Annotated in this window: 19 protein-coding genes; 13 read left to right on the top strand and 6 right to left on the bottom strand. The window is 38.2% G+C overall.

Annotation, left to right across the window (positions count from 1 at the left end; translation table 11 throughout):
- Window positions 1-39 precede the first annotated feature (39 nt).
- The 9 genes from CXF79_RS08105 to CXF79_RS08065 all read left to right on the top strand — a co-directional run bounded on the left by CXF79_RS08105 (window position 40) and on the right by CXF79_RS08065 (window position 8,572).
- A complete protein-coding gene (locus tag CXF79_RS08105; RefSeq protein WP_101154600.1) occupies window positions 40-759 on the top strand; it encodes a YggS family pyridoxal phosphate-dependent enzyme in 720 nt (239 codons plus the stop codon).
- Window positions 760-785: 26 nt separating this feature from the next.
- Window positions 786-1,607: a pyrroline-5-carboxylate reductase gene (gene proC, locus CXF79_RS08100; protein ID WP_011044418.1), complete on the top strand. Its 822-nt coding sequence runs from the start codon at window positions 786-788 to the stop codon at window positions 1,605-1,607.
- Window positions 1,608-1,667: 60 nt separating this feature from the next.
- Window positions 1,668-2,213, top strand: coding sequence for a YggT family protein (locus CXF79_RS08095; RefSeq protein ID WP_011044419.1), 546 nt, complete (start codon window positions 1,668-1,670; stop codon window positions 2,211-2,213).
- An 86-nt stretch (window positions 2,214-2,299) separates the two neighbouring features.
- The gene (locus CXF79_RS08090; RefSeq protein WP_011044420.1) at window positions 2,300-2,740 is read left to right on the top strand and encodes a DUF4426 domain-containing protein; all 441 of its coding nucleotides are present in this window, start codon (window positions 2,300-2,302) and stop codon (window positions 2,738-2,740) included.
- 180 nt (window positions 2,741-2,920) lie between these two features.
- Window positions 2,921-3,541 carry an RdgB/HAM1 family non-canonical purine NTP pyrophosphatase gene (gene rdgB, locus CXF79_RS08085; RefSeq protein ID WP_198560075.1) on the top strand — a complete coding sequence of 207 codons (621 nt, stop codon included), beginning with the start codon at window positions 2,921-2,923 and terminating at the stop codon, window positions 3,539-3,541.
- A 17-nt stretch (window positions 3,542-3,558) separates the two neighbouring features.
- Complete coding sequence (hemW, locus tag CXF79_RS08080) at window positions 3,559-4,725, top strand: radical SAM family heme chaperone HemW (protein ID WP_101154599.1); 1,167 nt, start codon at window positions 3,559-3,561, stop codon at window positions 4,723-4,725.
- Window positions 4,722-5,270, top strand: coding sequence for a tRNA adenosine(34) deaminase TadA (gene tadA, locus CXF79_RS08075; protein WP_011044423.1), 549 nt, complete (start codon window positions 4,722-4,724; stop codon window positions 5,268-5,270). The genes hemW and tadA overlap by 4 nt, the downstream gene beginning before the upstream one ends.
- A gap of 150 nt (window positions 5,271-5,420) precedes the next feature.
- Window positions 5,421-7,766 (top strand): serine/threonine-protein kinase, encoded by a 2,346-nt coding sequence (locus tag CXF79_RS08070; protein ID WP_101154597.1) that lies wholly within the window; start codon window positions 5,421-5,423, stop codon window positions 7,764-7,766.
- A gap of 65 nt (window positions 7,767-7,831) precedes the next feature.
- Window positions 7,832-8,572 (top strand): PP2C family protein-serine/threonine phosphatase, encoded by a 741-nt coding sequence (locus tag CXF79_RS08065; protein WP_101154596.1) that lies wholly within the window; start codon window positions 7,832-7,834, stop codon window positions 8,570-8,572.
- 235 nt (window positions 8,573-8,807) lie between these two features.
- Here CXF79_RS08065 and CXF79_RS23500 read toward each other — a convergent pair whose 3' ends face one another.
- Both CXF79_RS23500 and mltF read right to left on the bottom strand, forming a co-directional pair.
- Window positions 8,808-8,948 (bottom strand): hypothetical protein, encoded by a 141-nt coding sequence (locus CXF79_RS23500; protein ID WP_198560050.1) that lies wholly within the window; start codon window positions 8,946-8,948, stop codon window positions 8,808-8,810.
- A gap of 104 nt (window positions 8,949-9,052) precedes the next feature.
- Window positions 9,053-10,609, bottom strand: coding sequence for a membrane-bound lytic murein transglycosylase MltF (gene mltF / locus CXF79_RS08060; RefSeq protein WP_101156212.1), 1,557 nt, complete (start codon window positions 10,607-10,609; stop codon window positions 9,053-9,055).
- A gap of 201 nt (window positions 10,610-10,810) precedes the next feature.
- Between mltF and purL the strand changes: the two genes are divergently transcribed.
- Complete coding sequence (gene purL, locus CXF79_RS08055; RefSeq protein ID WP_442871894.1) at window positions 10,811-14,782, top strand: phosphoribosylformylglycinamidine synthase; 3,972 nt, start codon at window positions 10,811-10,813, stop codon at window positions 14,780-14,782.
- A gap of 241 nt (window positions 14,783-15,023) precedes the next feature.
- The gene (locus tag CXF79_RS08050) at window positions 15,024-15,698 is read left to right on the top strand and encodes a nitroreductase family protein (protein ID WP_101154595.1); all 675 of its coding nucleotides are present in this window, start codon (window positions 15,024-15,026) and stop codon (window positions 15,696-15,698) included.
- A gap of 19 nt (window positions 15,699-15,717) precedes the next feature.
- On the opposite strand, the gene CXF79_RS08045 is transcribed toward CXF79_RS08050, so the two are convergent.
- On the bottom strand, window positions 15,718-15,933 hold the full coding sequence (locus CXF79_RS08045) for a hypothetical protein (RefSeq protein WP_101154594.1): 216 nt from the start codon (window positions 15,931-15,933) through the stop codon (window positions 15,718-15,720).
- A gap of 106 nt (window positions 15,934-16,039) precedes the next feature.
- Entirely contained in the window at window positions 16,040-16,378 is a 339-nt protein-coding gene (locus CXF79_RS08040; RefSeq protein ID WP_101154593.1) for a ribonuclease E inhibitor RraB, read from the bottom strand.
- Between the two features lie 124 nt (window positions 16,379-16,502).
- On the opposite strand from CXF79_RS08040, the gene CXF79_RS08035 reads away from it, so the two are divergent.
- Entirely contained in the window at window positions 16,503-17,459 is a 957-nt protein-coding gene (locus CXF79_RS08035) for a pseudouridine synthase family protein (RefSeq protein WP_101154592.1), read from the top strand.
- 48 nt (window positions 17,460-17,507) lie between these two features.
- Here the strand turns inward: CXF79_RS08035 and dapA are convergent, their stop codons facing one another.
- Window positions 17,508-18,428, bottom strand: coding sequence for a 4-hydroxy-tetrahydrodipicolinate synthase (dapA, locus tag CXF79_RS08030; protein ID WP_101154591.1), 921 nt, complete (start codon window positions 18,426-18,428; stop codon window positions 17,508-17,510).
- Between the two features lie 331 nt (window positions 18,429-18,759).
- Window positions 18,760-19,149, bottom strand: coding sequence for a hypothetical protein (locus CXF79_RS08025; RefSeq protein WP_011044435.1), 390 nt, complete (start codon window positions 19,147-19,149; stop codon window positions 18,760-18,762).
- A 322-nt stretch (window positions 19,150-19,471) separates the two neighbouring features.
- On the opposite strand from CXF79_RS08025, the gene CXF79_RS08020 reads away from it, so the two are divergent.
- Window positions 19,472-20,770 carry a CinA family nicotinamide mononucleotide deamidase-related protein gene (locus CXF79_RS08020; RefSeq protein ID WP_101154589.1) on the top strand — a complete coding sequence of 433 codons (1,299 nt, stop codon included), beginning with the start codon at window positions 19,472-19,474 and terminating at the stop codon, window positions 20,768-20,770.
- Window positions 20,771-20,850 lie beyond the last annotated feature (80 nt).

Raw genomic sequence — 20,850 nt, 5'->3', positions numbered from 1 at the left:
CCAGAAAATAAGATAAGTTAACATAGCTCAATATTTAATATGATAAATGTAAAAGATAATCTTAATAAAGTTAAAGCGCAAATTCAGCAAGCTTGTCAACAAAGTGGTCGATTAACTCCCCTTGCAGAATTATCAAAACAATCATCTCCAGTATCGCTACTAGCCGTGAGTAAAACTAAGCCAACTTCACTTGTTGAACAAGCGTACCTGGCTGGTCAACACGATTTTGGTGAAAACTACCTGCAAGAAGCGGTAGAGAAGATAGCAGAGTTAGCACATTTACCTGAGATAGTTTGGCACTTTATTGGCCCTATCCAATCAAATAAAACGAAACAAATTGCCAGTAACTTCTCTTGGGTTCACAGTGTTGACAGAGAAAAAATAGCCTTGCGTCTTAATCAACATCTCACGGATGATAATTGTCACGATACTCCGCTAAACATTTGTTTACAAGTCAATATTAGCAATGAAGAGTCAAAGTCAGGTATAAGTATTGAGCAGGTTTTTTCTCTTGCTAAAATTGTTGATAGTTGTGATAAACTCACCCTACGAGGCTTAATGGCTGTTCCTGAAAAAAATGCCCCTAAAGCCTGTTATGAGCAAATGCAGCAATTGTTTACCCAACTTAAAAAGCAATATCCCAGCGTTGATACTCTCTCTCTTGGCATGTCTAATGATTTAGATAACGCTGTAGCCCACGGTTCAACCATGGTGAGAATTGGCACCGCCATTTTTGGCGCCAGAGAAAATAAAATTTAACCATTAATCGTTTAGGAATCCCTTTTATGAATAAAATAGCCTTTATAGGTGCCGGCAATATGGCACGTGCCATAATTATTGGTTTAGTTAATTCTGGTATCACTCCCCAAGACATTATAGTAGCCAACCCTTCTGAAACTAAGAGACTCAATTTAGCGACAGAGTTTGGAGTGTTACAAACAAACGATAATATCAAAGCCAGTGAGTTCGCCGATGTTATTGTGCTTTGTGTTAAACCACACTTTATCACTGATGTTTGTTTTCAAATAAGCCAAGCAATCGATATAGCAGGAAAACTATTCATTTCTGTTGCTGCAGGTACTACCGTTGCACAAATTCAATCAGCGTTATCAAAAGACGACACTTTAAACCTTGCTCCTGTAGTCCGTGTCATGCCAAATACCCCTTCTCAACTTGGTTTAGGCATGAGTGGTCTATTTGCTTCAAAAGAAGTGGCGGTAGAGCAAAAGGCTAATGCAGAAAAAATTACTAACGCGGTTGGCAAAAGTATTTGGCTCGACACAGAAGATAAGATTAATAATATTATCGCTGTTGCTGGTTCTGCTCCAGCCTACTATTTCTTATTTATGGAAGCGATGGAACAGCAAGCAAAGCAGTATGGTTTTTCTGCAGAAGAAAGCCGTATGCTAGTGCAACAGACCGCGCTTGGTGCTGCCCAAATGGTCGCTCACAACAGCGCCCCTATCAGTGAGTTGCGCGCTAATGTCACCTCAAAAGGCGGTACAACACATGCCGCAATAGAACGTTTTAAGGCTGATGGTATAGAAGAAATAGTTAAAAATGCCATGAATGCTGCAATTGCTCGTGCTGTAGAAATGGCTAAATAAAAACGTATTAAACTAATTCTAACGAATTCAAAGTAACCAAAATTAAGTAGAGGAAAAAAAATGGAAGCAATTATTTATTTGCTTAGATTCGCCTTCGACGCCTTGTTAATGATTTTAATCATGCGTGTATGGCTACAATGGGTTAAAGCTGACTTTTATAATCCATTAAGTCAGTTTATTGTCAAAGTAAGTAATCCATTAGTGATACCACTGCGTCGAGTTATTCCAGGCTTAGGTGGTTTTGACTTAGCAACAATACTCATTGCTTATGTAGTAGCAACGCTGAAGTTTGTTTCCCTCGCCGCTTTATCCGGTGAGAGTTTAGGGGTGTTAGCTTTTTATATCGGTTTATTAGTGTTATTAAAACAAGCTGGATTTCTACTCTTTGTTATCATGATTATTATGGCGATCATGAGTTGGGTTGTTCAAGGTTATAATTCAACGTTAATGGTGCTTAGCCAATTGACTGAACCTTTTTTAAATCCTATTCGCAAAATAATACCAAATATGGGTGGTTTAGATTTATCAATGTTGCTGGCCTTTTTACTGATGAATGTCATCAATATCTTACTTTCAAACTCATTACCTTACTGGGGTGCGTTGTAAAACAATAGTATTTTTTTTGGTCTGTTCTATACTAAAGATATGTAATAGAACAGTACCGATTCCTCTATATTTCTTTGGAGCACCACATGAAAACGTCAATCATCAAATTACTTATTGCCTTTAGCCTTAGCTTGTTTTTGATGAGCAATGTTAGTGCTGAAAACATGAAAAAACTAGGCAATATGAATGTGCATTATATGGCTATTGGTTCAACTTTTTTTACGCCTGAAATAGCTAAAGTCTATGGCATTACGCGTAGTCGATATAATGGTTTAATCAATATTTCAGTATTAGATAATACCCAGAAAAACACACCATCGAAAACGGTTAGTATTACGGGTAAAGCCAAAAACAATCTAGGCCAATTTAAAGATTTAGCGTTTAAAGAAGTCAAAGAAGGTGGCGCTATTTATTACCTTGCACAGGTTAACTATAGCAATGAAGAGACAATTCATTTTGATATCATGATTAATGATGGCAAAGAAAAACAGCAATTAAAATTCTCGCAAACTTTCTACGTGGATTAATAGTCTGACATAGTTTAATTATTACCATAAACTCATAAAAAAAGAGCTTTTGAAAGCTCTTTTTTTTGCTGTTAACTTTAGCGAAACATCCAATTCTAGGATAGAATAGCGCGATTAATACCAAGTTTATTAAATTGGTATAAGCCCCATCAATAAAACTCAAAATAGCCACAGGTACCCATCATGTCAAAAGTTGTATTAGCCACAGGAAATCAAGGTAAAGTTAAAGAATTAGCCCATTTACTGGCTGAGCAATCAATAGAAATAGTACCGCAGAGTGAGTTTGATGTTCCTGAAGTTGCCGAAACCGGCAGCACCTTTGTAGAAAATGCCATTATTAAAGCGCGCCATGCAGCAAAGATCACTGGTTTACCCGCTATTGCTGATGATTCTGGTTTGGAAGTTGATGCACTAAATGGTGCTCCTGGTGTTTATTCGGCTAGATACGCGGCAGATATCACTGAAGGTGAGGTCACTGATGATGACAATACCAACAAACTATTAACTGCGTTAGCCACTACTCCCGACGAATTACGCACTGCGCGTTTCCACTGTGTTTTGGTTTATATGAAACATGAGAATGACCCAACACCACTTATCTGTCATGGTATATGGGAAGGAACTATCTCTAGAACTAAGCAAGGTGAGCAAGGTTTTGGCTACGATCCTGTTTTTTGGCAACACGATTTACAAATGTCTTCCGCGCAGCTATCACGCGAAGTGAAAAATAAACTAAGTCACCGTGGTCAAGCACTAGCTAAGTTAGTTGAAAAACTAGCGCTAGCTACCTCATCAAAGTAAGTTCGAGTCCTTTACTTATGTTAGAACTGTTAGAAAATCAGCCCTTATCACTTTATATTCATATTCCATGGTGTGTGGAAAAGTGCCCTTATTGTGACTTTAATTCACATGCCGTTAAAAGTGCTATCCCTGAGCAAGATTATGTCGCAGCGCTGATCAGAGATTTAGACGCCGATATTGCACGTTTTGGGTTAAGCACTCGCTCCTTACATTCAATATTCATTGGTGGTGGTACGCCGAGTTTATTTTCTGCTGCGTCTATTAAAGACTTGCTAGAACAAGTACTCAATCGTTTTGACCATAAAGCAGATATAGAAATCACTTTAGAAGCAAATCCTGGCACTGTTGAAGCAGATAAATTTATAGGCTTTTTCAAGGCCGGTGTTAATAGACTCTCTATCGGCGTACAGAGCTTTGCCTCTGATAAATTAATTAAGCTTGGCCGTATTCATGATAGTAACCAAGCTAAAATAGCAGCAAAATTGGCTACAGAAAGTGGTGTCAGCAGTTTTAATTTAGATCTAATGCATGGCTTACCCAATCAATCATTAGATAATGCCCTTGATGATCTAAAAACGGCTATCAGCCTAAATCCGAATCATATTTCTTGGTATCAATTAACGATTGAACCCAATACTATTTTTCACTCTAAACCGCCTAAGTTACCTGTTGATGATATTTTATGGGAGATTCAGGATCAGGGCGTTAAGTTACTCAATGAAGCGGGTTATCAGCAGTATGAGATTTCTGCATACGCTAAGCCAGGCTATCAATGTCAGCATAATTTAAATTATTGGCAATATGGTGATTACCTTGGCATTGGCTGTGGTGCCCATGGAAAAATCACTGATAGTCGAAGCCAGAAAATAATGCGTACCATTAAAGTAAAACACCCTAAAGGCTATTTAGATGATAATCGTGATTTCTTAGATAAATTATCTGAAGTTGATGAAAGTGAACGTCCTTTTGAGTTCATGATGAATCAGCTAAGACTGCACAGCGCTTTTAGCATTGAGCAGTTCCAAACAAGCACAGGGCTTAATATAAAGGTAGTATTACCTTTGCTTAAAGAAGCTCAACAAAAAAACCTCATGACCTGTGAAGTGATAGACAATGAAGAATATTGGCTGGTAACCCAGCTAGGACAACGATATTTAAATGATTTACTGGAGATATTCTTGTGACAGAGCAATCCTCAGTACACTCACCATTGACGCAAAGTATAGAAGACCAAGAGCGACTTGATTTAACGTTTATGCGAAGGGCCTTTGAACTAGCGCAACAAGCTGAGCAACATGATGAAATTCCTGTTGGCGCCGTGGTAGTGCATCAAGGTAAAATCATCGGTGAAGGTTTTAACCAATCAATCATGCTTAACGACCCATCAAGTCATGCTGAAATGAATGCCATCAGACAGGCAGGAGAGTTTCTTAATAACTATCGCTTGCTTGACTGCACTTTGTACGTAACTCTCGAGCCCTGCCCTATGTGTGCTGGTCTGTTAGTGCATAGTCGAATCAATCGCTTAGTTTATGCTTGTAGCGATCTGAAAACAGGTGCCGCAGGCAGTGCTTTTAATTTAGTAAATAACCCACAGTTAAATCACCAATTAGAAGTATGCTCAAATATCCTAGAAGAAGAGTGCAGCCAGTTGTTATCTGCATTTTTTAAACGACGTAGAAAAGAAAAAAAACTAGCCAAAAAAGCCGCTAAAGATAGCTCGCTGTAATCTCAATAAATTACATTGTAATGTTAATGAGCCATTTTGCTAACTTGTCAGCTAAAATTTGATATGCCACACGCTTTCAGGTATTAATAGAGGCATAACAACAGCAAAATAATAATAATACTAAGAAATAGCTAAAGGTTATCACTACACATGATCAAACGTTTTCTGCCCATCTATCATACGGGTTGGTTTTATCTACTTTTATTATTCTGGGGATTTTCCTTTTGGTATGCTTCTATCGGCGGCCTAAACCAGATAAATCTATTAAATATTCAATGGCTAAGCCAACTTGAATCATCTCCTGTTTTATCAGATAAAAAACCGACCTTAAATGCTAATGACATTTTAACGTTACATTCCGAGTTCAATGGACAAGATATAAAATCAGTAACAACTCTTTTGTCGTATTACCCCAATAGTCAGATAACCCTGTTAGGTCAACAATCAAGCAGTTTTATGAATAAACTTGAGGCTTACCTATCCTCAAAACCCCGTAACAGTAAGATTGTTATTGGCTCAAGCCAAGTTAGCTCTGCATCACCATTAAAGTCTCAGGCAACAATGCCTTTTTCACCATTACTTAATTGGTTTCGCTTTTCGTCAAAAATTGACACTGAGTTGTTGAGTTCAAAGTACTTTATTTTTTCACCTTTCTTGCAAAGTAAACGACAAACTTTTCCGTTGATATGGCGAAAAGATGGGATCTTATATCTCACTTTACCAGGCGAAATAATAAAACAGCTAAGTTCAAATACCGAACTATCCATCAAACAAGATTGGCAATTGAGTTTACTCACGCAGGTGAATACTTTAGCTCCTAAAAAATATCCTTTGGGTTTTTTTGGTGAGGTATTTATTTCAGAGAACTTACCCAGGGTTAATCAAATAAATCAAGAACGTCAAGAAAGATCGGAGACTGTTTTACCTAGGTTAAGCTCTGTAAGCCAGTTTATTCAACAATACTCTTCAAGCACTAACACTAACTCTAGGCCTAACTACAAAGTCATCTTCATTACCGATAATAACTACTCTCAGGATAAAGTACTCAAAACATTACTTGGTAAATTGCTTCAAGAAGATTATGTTTATCAGAGTCTGGTTATTATTTTATTTGCTTGGCTGCTCTTGCTACTAGGCATTTCCCTAACCTGGTTCATAGGTCAATTATCCTTAAAGCAGCAATCGATCAGTGTACTTAGTTACGTCGTTTTGCTTTTCATTTTACAATATGTCTTTTTCAATCAAGGACAATGGCTTGAAGTTCCCCCGATAATAATCTCGATAATGGGGACATGGCTATTACTTCTTGCTTATCAAAAAGAATATAAGCTATTTTTAGCTGCACTTTATTCCCAAAAAACGCCTTATAAAGAGACTAACGAATTTTTAGTACCGCCTAATTCCACTGTTAAGTCCAAAGTGAAGTCCAAGATAAGAGCTAAGCTAAAAAGCCTACTAACTAACAAACGAGTGAAATCTCCTCAAGTAAAACACAGCAGCTTTTTACCAGAAGAAAATACCAATGCAGCGAGTCATAATCAATTTCCACCGATAAATAAACCTTCACCCGTATCTGGGAATGATATTGAACAAACATTAGTTATCGTTGATAACCCAGTAACAAATACTATCTCGACAACTCATCAAACTAGGGTTGAAAATTTTGGCCGCTACCAAGTCGAAGGGGTTTTAGGAAAAGGTGCGATGGGCATCGTTTATCAAGGCGTTGATCCTAAAATCAACCGTCATGTAGCTATAAAAACATTACAATTAAGTGATGACATTGATTCGCCTGAATTTGTTGAAGCTAAAGCGCGTTTCTTCAGAGAAGCGCAAACAGCAGGTGGTTTAAGCCATGCCAATATAGTCACGATTTATGACGTAGGTGAAGATAATCACCTAGGTTACATCGCTATGGATTTACTCACAGGCGCGCCATTATCATTATTTACCCAAGCGGACAAAATACTCCCTACGCCATTGGTTTATCAGTTATTGATTCAGATAACTGATGCGCTAGAATATGCCCATAATCAAAATGTTGTTCACCGTGATATCAAACCCGCTAATATTATTTATGATGACGATTTGCTCAAAGTTACGGTTACTGATTTTGGAATAGCTTATGTCAGTGATAACAGTAATACCCGAACAGGTATCATTATGGGTAGCCCCTATTATATGTCTCCAGAACAAATATTAGGCTTAAAAGTGGATGGTCGCAGCGACATTTTCAGCTTAGGCGTGACTTTTTATCAATTGCTTTGTGGCCACTTACCTTTTGAAGGAGAGTCCATAGCAACGGTGGCCTATCAAATAACTAAAGCGAAGGCTATTGCCGTTAATCAACGCAATACTAATTTGCCAACAAGTGCGATGCGTATTTGTAGTAAAGCCATGCATAAAGATATTGATAAGCGTTTCCAATCAATGTCAGAATTTAAATTGGCATTAACCAATGCACTTAAACGTGATTTTAAGATCACAGCAAACTAACTTGCTTACGAATAGATTAAACATCCACGCTTGCATAATAAGGTAAAGGTAAACAGTTAACCCCTATGAATTATCACATTAAATCCCTTTGTCATCAGGGCTCGATTCGAGACAATAACGAAGATGCTATTAGTTACGGCATTCATAAAGAGCTAGATGTTGTTTGGATGCTAATTGCTGACGGTATGGGCGGCCACAATGCCGGTGAAATTGCTAGCGCCATGTTAGTTGACCATATCAAATATGCCTGGGGTAAAGTATCCATAACTAAACAAGCTAATTGGCTGACATGGATTACAGAGCAACTTAATGCCGCTAACTTGAGTATTTTTGAGCAAGCCAAAAACACAGTAGGGCAGCAAGGAATGGGGACAACAGGCGTATTAATGGTTATCGAAAATAATAAATGCCACCTTGGTTGGGTTGGTGACTCTCGAGCATACACATTAAAAAATAAAAACTTAGTACAAGAAACCATTGATCACACCATGCTACAAGAATTAGTCAATAAAGGTGCGATCAGCGCTGAAACAGCAAAGAGTGCTAAGACTAAAAACTTACTTTCACAAGCAATAGGTGTTCGAGAAAAAATATCTGTCGATACTGCAACTATTGCGATAGAGAGTGGTGATACTATTATGCTTTCGACCGATGGCTTACACGATTATTTAACTGATCGAGAAATCTATCACTACTTATCTGAATTCTCTACTGAAAAAAACGTATGTGATGATATGGTTGAGCAAGCTATAGTCCAAAATAGTAGAGATAATCTCACGGTAGGTTTGATCTATTTGAACAATTGAATATAGATTAATTAGGCATTTATTTGGTTTATTTAACCTAAGTGGTGATGATGTCATCAATAATAAAGGCAGTTGTTCGAAGATGTTTTACTTATCAGGTGTTTAAATAGCGATGATATTCAATCTGGCGAAAAATCAATATTGATAAATACCTACCACAAGCTTTAGCTAATTCCATCTGATGGAATAGCTATCAACTAAGGTTGATTAAGTACTCTTTGCTTTAAGTTTTTCTCTAGTTTGCTTGGTTACTGACTGGTGATTCATGTAATTCAGTTATTGCTTGGTTAAAATGAGACTGTCTACGTGAGATCATTTTATGATGCTGGCGGTTTAACTGTTTTCTACGTTGATTACTTTTTAATGGTCTTTTCATGTTAATTATTTCCAATTGGCTGTTAAATAGTCAGATAACTATAGCCTGCTATCATGACAGTTTTATGACATTGACAATGAAAAGTATAGCAGGGAAACTGCGATTTATTGAGCCGTTTCAGCTGTTACCTCTTCCTCTTTTAAAATACTTTCAGTAGCATTTTCCTCTGAAGTCGATTCATTGACTGAGTCATTTACAATGTCATTTAATAATAAAGCTTGTGACTTCTCTTGTGCTAGCTGTAATGCAATAGCTTGCTCTTTGGCTTTTTCATCTAGCCAACTTAAGGTATCGTAATATCGACGAATATTATCGACGTATTGAACTGGCTCCTCACCGCGAGCATAACCGTGTTTAGTGTTCTTGTAATATTTTTTCTGTTGTAATAATGGCAGTCGACTTTTCACTTCAACCCAACGGTCTGGATCACCACCTTGGCGTTGGGTGATAATTCTCGCATCATTTAAGTGACCAAAACCAATATTATAAGAAGCTAGCGCAAACCAAATTCGATCTGGCGTCGGAATTCTATCAGGCATCATGGCAATCATACGTTTAAAGTACTTTGCCCCCCCTTGAATGCTTTGCTCAGTGTCTAAACGGCTTTTTATACCCATTTGTTTCGCTGTTGCTAATGTCAACATCATCATACCGCGAACACCAGTGTATGAACGTGCTGTTGGGTTCCAGTGTGACTCTTGATAGCTAATAGCGGCTAATAAACGCCAATCGAGCTCTTGCGCATACTTCTCAAACAGTGGTTGATACTCAGGTAACGTTCCAGCCACCGCTTTAATGAAGGTTCTCGTTTCAACATAATTAAACTGTTCAATATGACCATAGTATTTATCATCCAGCGCCAGCAAAGTGCCATCGTGATGAACGGTGCCAAAAAACTCAACCAAGCTTGCTAAGATATCATCGTGGCTATTTTCACTTACCATCCAAGCTAACGGCTCAGGTTCATTAATACTAAAACCAATACTTATCTCAGGGTAATAACGACGGTTAATCGCTAAATTATTACTATCAATAATGGTATAATCTATCTCGCCGCTTAAAACCTTTCTCAGTAGTTCTTCACTATCAAACTCGGTTGATTCTTGCCAAGCTAATTCGTTATTTGTTTGTTTTAACTTTTCAAGATTTTCTACGTAACTTGACCCTGAAGTAACCATCAGCGTACCTGTTAAATCAGCCACTTTCCTAGGTCTAACATTGCCTTGTTTAAACACTAACTTTTGACTAATGGTTTCATAGCTAGGTGCAAACCTAAAACGTTGTAAGCGTTTATCCGTAATTGATAATCCCGAAGCAAGTAAATCTACCTCTCCGGTATTTAATTTAATAAAAAGTTCATCAAGGCTATAAGTTGGGACAATACGTAATTCAACATTAAGTGAATCTGCATACTGTTTTGCTAACTCATATTCAAAACCCGCAAAGCCATTTGCTGTAGTGTAATAATTTGTTGGGCCAAAAATTGTGCCTACATTGATATAACCTCTAGCCAAAATTCGAGATAAACTTGAAGAATCATTTTCTTTATCACAAGCACTTAATAGTACTGTGGTGAAAATAACCAAGAGCAACGAGGTAAACTTAGTCACTAACTTACTAGTGAGCTTAGTTTTTATTGAAAAAGATAAATATTTAGTCATGGTCTCAATTGTGTCGTGTATTGTTCTATTAGCCAAGTACTTTTTACCTGACACTAGTGTTAAGTTATTACTTGACTTTTTCCGTTAACAAAAGCCTTATTTTCAACTATAATACGCGCGAAATTTTCGATTAGCATTTACTATGCAAATTTAGCATATAGAAGCCAATCCAAACCTTACATAAAACTTGGTGATTACCCTATGACGATGTTGATTAAAAACCTTCGTGGCGCCCCAGCACTATCTGACTTCAGAGTTAAAAAACTATTAGCTCAATGTGAACAGTTACAACTGCCAGTAAATGATATTTATGCTGAATTTGCCCATTTCACTAAACTTAATGAAGAATTAAGCACAAGTGAAGAGAAAGTTTTACAGCAATTACTTACTTACGGCCCAACAATTGAAGAACATCAACCTGCTGGTTTGTTTTTATTAGTGACTCCTCGTCCAGGCACTATTTCTCCTTGGTCATCAAAATCTACCGATATAGCGCACAATTGTGGTTTAGCTAAAGTGGAGCGTTTAGAGCGTGGTATTGCTTATTACGTGACATTAGAAAATGATGCACAATTAAGCACCAGTCAAGAAGCACAGTTAAACACGCTATTACACGACCGTATGATGGAAAGTATTTTTAATGACTTCGCCCAGGCAAGCACCTTATTCGCAAGCAGTGAACCAGGCGAGCTAACGGCAATTGATATTGAAAGCGGCGGAAAAAATGCGTTAGTTCAAGCCAATATTGAATTAGGTCTCGCCTTAGCAGAAGACGAAGTTAATTATTTATTCGAAAACTTCACCAAATTAGGTCGCAACCCTCACGACATTGAGCTTTATATGTTTGCACAAGCAAACTCTGAGCATTGTCGCCATAAAATTTTCAACGCGGAATGGACTATTGACGGCGTTAAACAAGAAAAATCTTTGTTTAAAATGATCCGTAATACTCATGAAATCAATCCTGATTATGTTCTTAGTGCTTACAAAGATAATGCTGCAGTAATGGTTGGCAATAAGGGGGGTCGTTTCTTCCCTAATCCTGAAACAAATGTTTATGGTTATAACCATGAAGACATTCAAATATTAATGAAGGTTGAAACCCATAACCATCCAACGGCAATTTCACCTTACCCAGGTGCTGCAACAGGCTCCGGTGGTGAGATTCGTGATGAAGGCGCAACCGGTATTGGTTCAAAACCTAAAGCTGGTTTAGTAGGCTTTTCTGTATCTAACTTACGTATTCCTGACTTTGTACAACCTTGGGAAACTGATTTTGGCAAACCAAGCCGTATTGTTACTGCTTTTGATATCATGATGGAAGGCCCATTAGGCGGGGCAGCATTTAACAATGAATTTGGTCGTCCTGCTATTTTAGGTTACTTCCGTACCTATGAAGAAGAAGTTAACTCGTTTAACGGTAAAGAAGTACGTGGTTACCACAAACCAATTATGCTTGCGGGTGGTTTAGGCAACATTCGTGATGAACATGTACAAAAACGTGAAATCATCGTTGGCGCTAACCTTATTGCTTTAGGTGGCCCTGCCATGAACATTGGTTTAGGTGGCGGTGCTGCTTCATCAATGGCATCTGGTCAATCAGCTGAAAGTTTAGATTTTGCTTCTGTTCAACGTGAAAATCCTGAGATGGAACGTCGTTGCCAAGAAGTTATCGATAAATGTTGGCAGCTAGGCGAAGAGAACCCAATAGCTTTCATTCATGATGTTGGCGCGGGCGGTTTATCAAATGCTTTCCCTGAGTTAGTTGCTGATGGCGGCCGTGGTGGTATTTTTGAACTTCGTAACGTACCAAATGACGAGCGTAGCATGGCGCCTCATGAAATCTGGTGTAACGAGTCTCAAGAACGTTATGTTATTGCAGTATCTGACAAAAATTTAGCAACTTTTGAACAAATATGTCAACGTGAACGTGCGCCTTATTCAGTTGTTGGCCGTGCTACAGAAGAAGAACACTTAACCGTTACTGATTCACATTTTAGCGACAATGAAAAATTAAATACGCCAATTGATTTACCTCTTGACGTATTACTAGGTAAAACACCTAAAATATATAAAGACGTTAAAACAGCAACGGCGGCTGGTGATTCATTAGATCTTAGTACAGTGACATTAGCTGATGCTGCTGACAGAATTTTAAGCTTACCAACCGTAGCTGAAAAAACGTTCTTAATTACCATTGGCGATCGCTCGGTAACCGGTATGGTTAATCGTGATCAAATGGTTGGTCCTTGGCAGGTTCCTGTTGCTGACTGTGGTGTCACTGCCTCAGCACTTGATTCATACCACGGCGAAGCAATGTCTTTAGGTGAACGTACTCCCGTTGCTTTACTAAACTTTGGCGCTTCTGCTCGTTTAGCCGTAGCTGAATCACTAACGAATATTGCTGGTACTGATATTGGTGATTTAAACCGTATTAAGCTTTCAGCTAACTGGATGTCTCCAGCAGGTCACCCAGGCGAAGATGCTGGTCTTTATGAAGCAGTTAAAGCGATTGGTGAAGAACTTTGTCCAGCCCTTGGTTTAACTATTCCAGTGGGTAAAGACTCTATGTCGATGAAAACCCAATGGGAAGAAAATGGCGAACAAAAATCTGTAACCTCTCCTCTTTCTTTAGTTATTACTGCTTTTGGTGTTGTTGAAGATATCCGTAAAACAGTTACACCTGAGCTAAGAACTGATAAAGGTGACACTCGCCTTGTTGCTATCGACTTGTCAAAAGGTAAAAAACGTTTAGGTGGTTCATGTTTAGCACAAGTTTATAAACAACTTGGTAGTGAAACTCCTGATGTTGACGATGCAGGAGTCTTAAAAGGTTTCTTCAATGCGATGCAGACACTTGTCCGTCAAGAGAAAGTAATTGCTTATCATGATATTTCTGATGGTGGTTTATTCACTACCGTTACTGAAATGGCTTTTGCTGGTCATACCGGTGTTGATATTGACATCAGCAAGTTATCAAATGGTGCAAACGATGATTTAGCCACTTTATTTAATGAAGAACTTGGTGGTGTAATTCAAATTCGTGAAAGCGATGTTGATGCCATTCACGCTATTTTAGCTCAGCACGGCATTTTAGAGAACTGTACTGATATTGGTCGCCTTAATAACGAAGATACTATTCGCTTTAGCCGTGATGATGAAGTGGTTCTAGAAAACTCTCGTACATATTATCGTACCGTTTGGGCACAAACGACTTACAGAATGCAGTCGCTTCGTGATAACCCAGAATGTGCACAGCAAGAGCATGATGTTAAATTTGATACTGAAGATCCAGGTTTAAACACTGAATTAACCTTTGATATCAACGAAGATATTGTTGCCGATTTAATTGTTAAAGATGCGCAAGCCTCTGTTAACAGTAATGCAAACGACATAACTAACCCACGTGTTGCTATTTTACGTGAGCAAGGTGTTAACTCACATGTTGAAATGGCAGCCGCTTTTGATAGAGCAGGCTTTGTTGCAATCGACGTACATATGTCTGACATTTTATCTGGCCGCGCCGATTTAGCTGACTTTAACGGTTTAGTAGCTTGTGGTGGTTTCTCATACGGTGATGTATTAGGTGCTGGTGAAGGTTGGGCAAAATCAATCTTATTTAATGCTAACGCACGCACTATGTTTAAAACATTCTTTGAGCGTGAAGATACTTTCACCTTAGGTGTTTGTAACGGTTGTCAGATGTTGTCTAACTTAAAAGACATTATCCCAGGCTCAGAACATTGGCCTCACTTTGTACAAAACAAATCAGAGCGTTTTGAAGCACGTTTCTCATTAGTTGAAATTCAAGAGAGTCCTTCAGTGTTGTTTAAAGGCATGGAAGGTTCACGTATGCCTATCGCTGTTTCACACGGTGAAGGTCATGCAGAATTTAGCTCTGATGCTGCTATTGATGCTGCTAACAACTCAGGCACGGTATCAATGCGTTACGTAAATAACTACGGTGACGTTACAGAAACTTACCCAGCTAACCCGAATGGCTCTGTTGATGGTATTACCTCATTAACAACCACTGATGGTCGTGTAACTATTATGATGCCTCATCCTGAGCGTGTATTTAGAACGGTTGCTAACTCTTGGCATCCAGATAGCTGGGGTGAAGATTCACCTTGGGTGCGCATGTTCCGTAACGCGCGTGCTTTCATTGGCTAATCTTTTTGCTATTAAGCCCAAATCATTTGTCAAAAGTACTCACTGACATTCGTCAGCTCCGTGCTTTTTCCTTTGATTTGGACTAACTAGCTGCAAGATAAACAATAAAATATAGCCGGAAATTTCTAATAAGAGATTTCCGGTTTTTTATTGCCTTTTGTTCCTGGCTAAAATATTGTTACCGTAAGCGATTAAGACCAATCGGACTCATAAAATAAAAACAATAAAGGCCATCTAACGTATGCAACAACATGACTGCTCTCCCCTTGATGATTTCATTGAATACCCAGAAGCTGAAATGCTAAGTAGATCGCAAAGTTTCTATGATCTGGTTAAACGCCGTCATTCTATTCGTAGCTTCAGTGATAGAGCAGTCGATAAACAAGTTATTGAGAACTGCTTAAAAGCTGCTGGAACAGCCCCTAGTGGCGCTAACCATCAACCTTGGCACTTTGTTGCGGTTAACTCTATAGAGATTAAAAAACAAATCAGAGAGCAAGCAGAATTTCACGAACGTGGTTTTTATGAGGGCCGTGCAGGTAAAGAATGGCTTGATGCTTTAAAAGACTTAGGTACCGATGCTAATAAACCTTATTTAGAGCATGCACCTTGGTTAATAGCTATTTTTAGTCAAAAAAAGGGCGGCGTATGTGAAGAAGATAAACACACTAATTATTACGTCCATGAATCAGTGGGTATCGCCACTGGAGTATTGATTACCGCACTGCATAATGCCGGTTTAGCTACTTTAACGCATACACCTAAGCCGATGTCTTTTTTAAATAAGGTTTGCCAACGTGGCGATAATGAGCGTGCTTATATGTTAGTCATTGCTGGCTATCCTGCCGATGATGCTACCGTACCTGCTCATGCACAAGTAAAAAAGGACTTGGAAGATATAGCAACTTTTTTATAATGCCTGATAAAATAATCAATTAAGCAAAATCTAACGCAATATCAGTGCAACCTTTTGCGCAACGAATGCCAGTAAGTTCACCTTGCTCTGGCGTATAAAGTTTTAATGGTTGCTTGCAAGTACTACACGGGACTGTTCTTCCTGACATGACTTGCTTAAGCAATTTTCTTTGCTCAAAGAATGACTCTTTACTCGCCTTTTGTAACGCTGCGAACTGTTTAAGATCTATATTCATAACCTTCCAAACTCATATATAATGAAGCCAACAACCTATTTATTTAACTTGAATAAAGTAACTAAACGAAAAGGTAGTGGCTTTGACCTATTTAGAATTGTTGACACTATCCTACAAAGTAAACACCATCAAACTGCCCTTTTAAAGGTGCAGCGCTTGACTCTAACAGCTCTTGATAACTGGTAATATTTTCATAGCTCACTGGCATTTGTGGGTAAGCGGTAATTTCCCAAGGTAAATCGGCATGTGCTTCTGATGGCGTAAAAGACAGTTTTTGATTGTTTTCTAATAATAACTGGCCGAACTTAAGCGCGAGCTCCTGATTGGGAAATAATACTGAGAATTCTATTTCACGCTCACTAAGTAAATCTTCACCACTTTCTTGCATCTGCCAAAGGGTATTGCCAATTTCATCTTCAGGGTAAAGCGCTAAATCACGTGTCATAGTTATTCTCATTTATTTATATTTAATATTATTTAGGATTATTATCCTCATTTGGATATTTTAGCTTTGCTAAGTGAATAAACCTAGTAAAATAAGTGCAAAGCCCACGTTACTCATTTGAAATATGCCCGTAGATCAAAACTGTTCAGACACCCAAGGTCAAAACCCGACTCAAAGCCATAAAAAGTTTGAATGGCATATTAAAATTGACGAACAAGTTAATACTACTGCCATTGCATTATTAGAAAACTATGGTTATGAGCAAAATATTTCTTTGTCAAAGGCGCAGCTAAAACAGGCAATAACTAAAGGCGCATTATGGTTAACGCCTGCTAAAAATAAAAAACAAACACAGCGACTACGCCGCGTTAAGAAGCAGTTAGTAAACGGTGATGAACTGCACTTTTATTTTAATAGTGAAGTGCTCTCATCACCTGTTCCACAAGCATTGTTAATTGCCGATTTAATTGATTACAGTGTCTGGTATAAGCCCTACGGTATGTTGTCACAAGGCTCTAAATGGAGTGACCATTGCACCATCGCTCGTTTCGCTCAGCAAAACTTACCGAACGAACGCCCTGCCTTTATTGTGCATCGATTAGATAGAGCGGCAACTGGCTTAATTATTGTTGCCCATAGTAAAAGCGCAGCAAGGGCGTTGTCTCATATGTTTGAGCATCATCAACTTGAAAAGCATTACCAAATTATTGTCCATGGTGATCACCGCAAAAGAGCCCAACCAGACATTATTGATAGTGACGTTGATGGTAAAAAAGCACTAAGTACTTTTACGTGTTTGGCCTATGATGAAATGACAGACCAATCATTAATTAAGGTTAAAATTGACAGCGGCAGAAAACATCAAATACGACTACATGCTGCAAGTATTGCAATGCCCGTAGTTGGCGATAGATTACATGGAATAGCTGATAAAGATGAACAGCGTAATTTGCAATTGTGCGCAGTAAGCTTACGCTTTGTTTGCCCACTAGCCACCGAAATTTCGCCCGCAAGTGACAAACCACTAATAGAACAACAACGTTTATTTGAATTGCCAGAAACATTAAAGCCCCAATTATGATTGAGGCTTTAACTTTATACGTATAACTAACTTACAAGGGTATAACGACTAAATACAGTAGTTAAAATCACTGTCTTCAAGTAAAGACAAGCTGTCACCAACTAAGTCTTTTGTCTCTATCGCTTTTAATAATTCAAGGCCAACTTCACGTTGCTCTTTAGTAAGCGCGATGTAAGGTAAACGGAAGTTATTTGGAACAGCATCAGTCATGATCATGGCGGTGTTAATGGCAATAGGATTAGGCTCACAAAATAGCCATTTCATTAACCCTTGCAATTTATCATTAAGCTTAGCTGATTCTTCTACATTATCTTTATCCATTAATTGGCGCATAAAACCAGGAATGATATTAGAAGCAACAGAAATAACGCCATGAGAACCGTGCACATGACGTCCTACATAACATTCATCATCGTTACCTGACCAACAAGCAATACCTCGTTTTTCATAATAGGCAATGCGATCGTTACCAGAACATTCTTTCACACCAATAAAGTTTTTATGCGTTGATAAAGGTTCGATAATTTCTGGTGTTAAATCTTGTCCTGTTCTTCCTGGCACGTTATAGATAAAGGCAGGGCCTATATCAAGAACACGTTTAAAGTGCTCGCTAACACCTCTAATTGAAGTACGACCATAGTAAGGATTAATTTGTAGAGCGGCATCCATACCCATAGCAAACCCATTTTCAGTGGCTTTTATTGCTTCGCGGGTATTATTACTGCCAGTATTACCAACAATAATTAATTTATCACCAAAGTTATTTACACAATGAGCAATTAGCATTAAATGCTCTTCCCAGCTAAGTAAATGCCCTTCACCGGTAGTACCGCCAACAATTATGCCGTCTACACCAGCAGAAATTTGTTGTTCTATCAAGAAATCATAAGTTTTTAAACAAACCTCTCCTTTATCTGTGTAAGGAGTTTTTATTGCGGTCATTAAACTTGCTGCTTTTAATCGTTTCATTAACTATCTCTAATTCTTTTATTTAACTTCAATAGGGTAATACCAAACGGATTCGTTTATTGTACAACTTAGAGTGTTAGTAGCGAGCTTATAACAAGTAAAATAATGTAAACATAGTTATTCTATATTTCATTCATTTTGTGATGTTATCAGTTTGCTAATACGCTCCCGAAGGGCGAGTTTAAAAGCTTTATATGCGGCGTTATTAATTTTGACAAAGGAATAACCATTCTCTTCAATCAATGCCTTGCCTAATAAGCCTTTTAATTCTCGCTAAGTGACCAATAAATGAGTCCGATTGGTATAAATCAGTAAATTCTTGTCGAACATTCTAGCAATGACCGGGGTTATCAACAACCCGTCTCATGATATATTCATCATTCGTTAACCTATGCTGGTAATGGAATATCTGATGGTCTAATGATAATACCTTATATGCTTGATAATTATCATCATTATTTAAATCAGCAGCATAGAGTTCTTCATTAATAAGTTCATTCTTAGTAAGTGTAAAATGAATGTCTGCCACGAGTCCCCAATCACCCAACTCAGTGATTTGTTCAATAACATTCCCTTTTTTATCAAGTGTTATAAAGGTAAACTCAAAACTACCATCGCTACTAAGTTGAGCATATTCAACGGTTTCATTGCCATGCTCATCAATATCATTTCGATACCAGCGTCCAAAGAGCAAGGCTCGGGGATAACTAGATTTACTCACTATGTGTTTTCCTAATATTTTGCAATGTGGAACTAAAAGATTAAGTTATTACTTAACCATCTAAAAACCACATTTCTTATCAACAAGTTTGTGACTATTTTAATGTAAAAAGTGGTGTTGTGAAAAGTTATTATATTGTCAAAGTAGATAACACTGTATTTTCTTATTAGACAAGTTTCATTTAGGGAACTCAATAACAAACTGAAATATCCTGAAATTAATCCATTTGACACTTTCATGATCCTCACAGAAAAATTAGATATAAGTTTAACTAAAAAAGGTTTAAATTTATCAGCAATTAAACCATTTAGGAAAATGAACTATGTCGGCCCCAAAAGTACAGTTATTATTAACAGGCAATGAGTTGATGACAGGCGATATTGTTGACAGTAACTCAGCTATGATGGCACAAGTACTGAAAGACATTGGACTTGAGGTCAACCGTAAGGTGACGGTAGCTGATGATTTAGTGCTCCTTGTTAATGAGATAACTTACATGGCTAGTACCAGTGATATATTAATTATCAACGGTGGCTTAGGACCAACGGTGGACGATTTAACCGCACAAGCTTTAGCACTAGCCATTGAAGACGAATTAAGCCAACACCCACAGGCGCTTACTCATTTAACCAACTGGTGTCAACAACGGGGCGCGGAGTTAAATGGCCCTAACTTAAAACAAGCTATATTACCTAAAAGTTGCCAAATAATAGCGAATAAAAATGGTAGTGCTGTTGGTTTTTACGTACGTTATAATCATTGTGATATTTACTGCACACCGGGCGTTCCTCATGAGCTAGAAACAATGCTTATAGAACAAATAGTACCTGCTATCTCTGCAGACTTACCAAGCGATTTGATCACTGACGTTACGCGCTTACAGATTTTTGGCCTTGGCGAATCTAGTTTGCAAAAAATAATTAATGAACAACTCCCCCAATGGCCAACAGCAATTGATTTAGGCTTTCGCGCAGGAATGCCGTTACTTGAAGTTAAACTCACAACAAATACTAAAAAAGGTTTAGCGTTGAAGCCAATATGGCACAACAAACTAGCCGACGTTCTTGGAGATCATTTAATCTCTGAAATTCAAGACAAACCCAAATCGCTTGCAGAACATCTTCTTCATCAATTACAACAACATAATTTAAAGGTCACCACCGCAGAGTCATGTACTGGTGGCTTGATTGCTAGTAAGTTAACCGAGATTAGCGGTTCATCCATGAACTTTGAAGCAGGTTATGTGACCTACAGTAATAAAATGAAAACAGCCATGCTTGATGTCCCCGCGAAGCTGTTTGACCAATATGGTGCTGTGAGTGAGCAGGTGGTTGTTGCTATGGCAAAAGGTTCATTGATAAAATCTACTGCAGATCTTACTATTGCAGTATCAGGTGTCGCAGGTCCAAACGGCGGAACTGAAGAAAAACCGGTAGGTACCGTGTGGCTTGCTTGGGGTAGCATTGATAACATCAAAACTCAATGTTTACTTCTACCTTACAAAAGAGTTAAATTTCAAGAGTTTGTAGCGGCCATTGGCTTAGACTTACTCCGCCGTTATCAACAAAACATAACGTCGATTCCTAACTATATAACAGAGCGCGCCTTTACCGATCAATGAAGTGTCAACAAGGATAGACAAAAAGTTAACAAATTGATGAACTAGAATAATGTATAGCCGGATAGAAGCCTGCTTATCCA

This window comes from Colwellia sp. Bg11-28, assembly GCF_002836245.1.
Classification (GTDB): domain Bacteria; phylum Pseudomonadota; class Gammaproteobacteria; order Enterobacterales; family Alteromonadaceae; genus Colwellia; species Colwellia psychrerythraea_A.
The sequence above is the reverse complement of the archived record's forward strand: the minus strand, read 5'-3'. Positions and strand labels throughout refer to the sequence as shown.

Bases quoted from the DNA above. Each gene is read 5' to 3' on its own strand.
- CXF79_RS08070 (WP_101154597.1), top strand. From the start codon at position 5,421: ATGATCAAACGTTTTCTGCCCATCTATCATACGGGTTGGTTTTATCTA.
- CXF79_RS08035 (WP_101154592.1), top strand. From the start codon at position 16,503: ATGCCCGTAGATCAAAACTGTTCAGACACCCAAGGTCAAAACCCGACT.
- CXF79_RS08105 (WP_101154600.1), top strand. From the start codon at position 40: ATGATAAATGTAAAAGATAATCTTAATAAAGTTAAAGCGCAAATTCAG.
- CXF79_RS08050 (WP_101154595.1), top strand. From the start codon at position 15,024: ATGCAACAACATGACTGCTCTCCCCTTGATGATTTCATTGAATACCCA.
- purL (WP_442871894.1), top strand. From the start codon at position 10,811: ATGACGATGTTGATTAAAAACCTTCGTGGCGCCCCAGCACTATCTGAC.
- hemW (WP_101154599.1), top strand. From the start codon at position 3,559: ATGTTAGAACTGTTAGAAAATCAGCCCTTATCACTTTATATTCATATT.
- CXF79_RS23500 (WP_198560050.1), bottom strand. From the start codon at position 8,948: ATGAAAAGACCATTAAAAAGTAATCAACGTAGAAAACAGTTAAACCGC.
- dapA (WP_101154591.1), bottom strand. From the start codon at position 18,428: ATGAAACGATTAAAAGCAGCAAGTTTAATGACCGCAATAAAAACTCCT.
- CXF79_RS08040 (WP_101154593.1), bottom strand. From the start codon at position 16,378: ATGACACGTGATTTAGCGCTTTACCCTGAAGATGAAATTGGCAATACC.
- CXF79_RS08095 (WP_011044419.1), top strand. From the start codon at position 1,668: ATGGAAGCAATTATTTATTTGCTTAGATTCGCCTTCGACGCCTTGTTA.
- mltF (WP_101156212.1), bottom strand. From the start codon at position 10,609: ATGACTAAATATTTATCTTTTTCAATAAAAACTAAGCTCACTAGTAAG.
- CXF79_RS08065 (WP_101154596.1), top strand. From the start codon at position 7,832: ATGAATTATCACATTAAATCCCTTTGTCATCAGGGCTCGATTCGAGAC.
- CXF79_RS08020 (WP_101154589.1), top strand. From the start codon at position 19,472: ATGTCGGCCCCAAAAGTACAGTTATTATTAACAGGCAATGAGTTGATG.
- proC (WP_011044418.1), top strand. From the start codon at position 786: ATGAATAAAATAGCCTTTATAGGTGCCGGCAATATGGCACGTGCCATA.
- CXF79_RS08090 (WP_011044420.1), top strand. From the start codon at position 2,300: ATGAAAACGTCAATCATCAAATTACTTATTGCCTTTAGCCTTAGCTTG.
- CXF79_RS08045 (WP_101154594.1), bottom strand. From the start codon at position 15,933: ATGAATATAGATCTTAAACAGTTCGCAGCGTTACAAAAGGCGAGTAAA.